This window comes from Protofrankia sp. Cr1, from assembly GCF_963555865.1.
Taxonomy (GTDB): Bacteria; Actinomycetota; Actinomycetes; order Frankiales; family Frankiaceae; genus Protofrankia.
In genome coordinates this window covers 1-3,393 of record NZ_CAUVXO010000037.1, presented here as the reverse complement: position 1 = coordinate 3,393, position 3,393 = coordinate 1, and the positions used below count along the sequence as shown (strand labels likewise).

Genomic DNA, 3,393 nt, shown 5'->3' with positions numbered 1-3,393 from the left:
GCGCCGTCTGGTGCGGACCCACCGAGTCGACCCTGATCCAGTTGTCCCGATCCAGTAGGCACAGGTCCGCCCCCTGGTTGTTGTTCGCTGTCGGTGGGTGCGGGGAGTGGCCGCGGTCGGGGTGAGTGTCGCGGTGACGATCGTTGCGGCTACCCTGCGTCTGGACTGTACGGGTTTGGGGGGTCGTGATGGCGGATGCCGACGAGACCGCGGGGCTGGGGGCGGTTGGCCGGTCGGAGAACCCACCGCCGGTGCGGGTGTTCATCTCGTATGCGCATGAGTCCGAGGCGCATGCGGAGGCGGTGCGGGATCTGTGGGTGCTGCTGCGCCGGTTCGGGGTGGACGCCCGGCTGGATCGGCCGGCGGCGGAACAACGCCAGGACTGGCCGCTGTGGATGATCGAGCAGGTCCGTGAGGCGGATTTTGTGCTGGTGGTGGTGTCGCCCGCGTATCGGCGGCGGGCGGAGGGCCAGGCGGGCGCGGACGAGGGTCGTGGGGTGCAGTTCGAGGCGGCGTTGATCCGAGAGGCGCTGTACGCGCAGCGGGCGATCACGCTGGAGCGGGTGCTGCCGGTGGTGCTGCCGGGTATGTCCACCGCCGATATTCCGGTGTTCTTGCAGCCGACGGCGGCGACGAGCTATCCGGTGGGGGCGTTCACCCTGGCGGGGGTGGAGCGGCTGCTGCGGGTGCTGACCGGGCAGCCGGGCGAGACAGAACCCCCGGTGGGGCAGGTGCCGCCGCTGGGGGTGCGGGCGCCGGTGCTGTCGTCAGAGACAGGTGGGGCGCGGGTGGCGGGGCTGGTCCGGCCGGTGCGTCAGGACCTGACCGTCGAGGTGACGGTCACCGAGAGGCAGCTGAGATGCCGGACCGTGTTGGCCGGGACGGTGCTGGGGGAACGGTCCGGGCCGGTGCCGGTGGGGATGGACCGGGTGTGGGACGGGCTCGGTGGGGTCCCGCTGGTGGTGGAGGCGGGTCTGGCGGAGGCGGGGCGGCGGTTGTGCGCGGCATTGTTCGACCCTGAGACGCTCGGTCGGATCGTCGACCTGGCGGATCATTCCCCGTGGGGGTCCACGGTCGAGCTGGTGGTGGCCGCCGACGGTGCGGCGGCGGGCTGGCCGTTTGAGTTACTCCGGCTGCCGGACGGGCGGGTGCTGGCGACCCTGCCTGCGGTGCGGCTGCGACGGCGGCTGCCCGGGGGCGGGCCTGCGGGGCAGGCGGGGCAGGCGGGGACGGTGGGGCCGCTGCCGGGGCCGTTGAAGATCCTGGTGGCGGTGGCGGCACCGGCGGAGACCCGCACGGCCAGTCCTCCGCTGGATGGGGAAGCGGAGATGCAGGCCGTGTTGGACGCGGTCGGCCCGCTTGCGGGAGTCGACAGCGCTGCGCAGGTGCGGATTCTGGAGGTCGCCGGGCTGGTGCAGATTGAGCAGGCGCTGCGCGCCGATCAATATCATGTGCTGCATCTGTCCGCGCACGGCTCGGCGGAATCGGTCGAGCTGGAGGACGAGGACGGTAACCCGGTCACGGTCAAGGCCGGTGCGCTGGCGGGGGCGTTGCGGGCCGGGCGGCGTCCGCTGCCGCTGGTGGTGCTGTCGTCGTGCGCGGGGGCGGGGCGGGGGACCGAGGGGCTGGCCGCGACGCTGCTGCGACTTGGGGCGGACCGAGTGCTGGCGATGCAGACGGCGGTGACCGATGGCTACGCCACCGCCTTGGCGGGCCGTTTCTACCGCAGCCTGGCAGGGGAGGTGGGGGTGACCCCGGCGGGGGCGTTGGCGGATGCCCGGCGGGGGTTGGAAACCGACCGGGTCGAGGCGTCCCGCCGCGGCGGTGCCGACGGTCGGATGCGGCCGGAGTACGGGATCGCGACGCTGCTGTCGGTTGGTGAGGATCCGCCGCTACTCGACCCGGCCGTCCCGACGGTGCTGCTGAGTAGGGCAACGACCGCGCCGACGGGTGGGTCGGTGCGGTCGTTGCGGATCGGGGAGCTGATCGGCCGACGGGCCGAGCTGCGCACGACCGTGGCGGTACTGCGGTTGGGGGAACGGGCCGGGGTGAAGCTGACCGGGGTGATGCTGACCGGGATCGGCGGGATCGGGAAGACCGCGATCGCAGGCCGGGTGCTGTCCCGGCTGGCCGATGAGGGCTGGCTGACCGCGGTCCACGGCGGGGCGTGGAACCCGCAGCGGCTGATCGGCGAGGTGGCGCAGGCGATCGCCGGCCGCCCGGAACTGGCCTCCGTGCACGCGGAGCTGGTGGACCGGCGGGTGGAAGACACCGCCAAAGTGGAGGCGGTCGGGCGGTTGTTGGCCCAGGCCCGGCTGCTGGTCGTGTTCGACGACTTCGAACAGAACCTGACGCCCGGCGGGGAACGTTTCCTCGATCCGGGTTTCGCGGAAGTCTTCGATGGTTTGTGCGCGGCGGGCTGTGCCGGTCGGCTCCTGGTGACCTGCCGCTATCCGGTCCCCGATGCGGACAGCTATCTGCTCCCGGTGGGTGTGCCGGCGCTCAGCCCCGCCGAGTTGGGCCGGCTGCTGCTGCGGCTGGGTTCGTTGGCCGGGGTGAGCGCCGCTGACCGGCGGTTGCTCGCCGCGACGATCGGCGGGCATCCTCGGCTGATCGAGTTCGTGGACGCATTGCTGCGCGACGGTGCCCGCGGGCGCCTGCCCGAGGTGACCCGCAGGCTGCGGACGCTGGCCTCCGAGCAGCATGTTGATCTGACCGCCTCCCGGGATCTGCATCAGGCCGTCGCCGACGTGGTGCTGCTCGGGGCCCGTGACATCCTGCTGACCGCGCTTGTGGGTCTGCTCGACGGCGAACAGGAGGAGCTGCTGTTGCAGGCGGCAGTGTCCACCCTGCCGCTGACCGTCGAGGACCTGGCCCGCTGCCGGTGGGAGAGCGACCCGACCGACGCCCGGCGGGCCGTGGTGCGGCGGGCGTCGGCTCGGCTGGTGGATCTGACGCTGCTGGCCGCCGATGGCGGCCAGCAGGTCGTGCATCCGTGGGTCGCCGCCGCGTTGGAATCCCACCAGGGTGACGGGTTCACCGGGCGGCATCGGCGGGCTGAAGCGATGCGGCTACACCGGCTCCAGACCGGCCGGGGCGGGTTCGATGATTTCGTCGAGATCGCCCGTCATCAGGCCGCGACCGGCCGGCATGAGGAGCTGGTCGGCTTCGCTGGCGCGGTCGCAGACCTGCTCGCCAGGCAGCTCGGTGAGCTGTCGGTCACCGCGTTTCTCGGCCAGGTCCTTCCCTTTCTGCCTCCCGCTATCCCCGGCTACCTGCCGTTGGCCGATCGGGAAATCGCAGCGCTGGTCAACATCGGGAAGATCAGTGCGGCTCGTGCACGGACCCACACGCTCCTTGCGTTCGCCCGCTCCCGCGCCGAAGCCGACCCGA

At 72.3% G+C, this 3,393-nt stretch carries 1 protein-coding gene; it reads left to right on the top strand.

Annotation, left to right across the window (positions count from 1 at the left end; translation table 11 throughout):
• Positions 1-188: 188 nt before the first annotated feature.
• The coding region (locus U9980_RS05815) for a CHAT domain-containing protein (RefSeq protein ID WP_322767000.1) at positions 189-3,393 on the top strand (3,205 nt) is incomplete at its 3' end.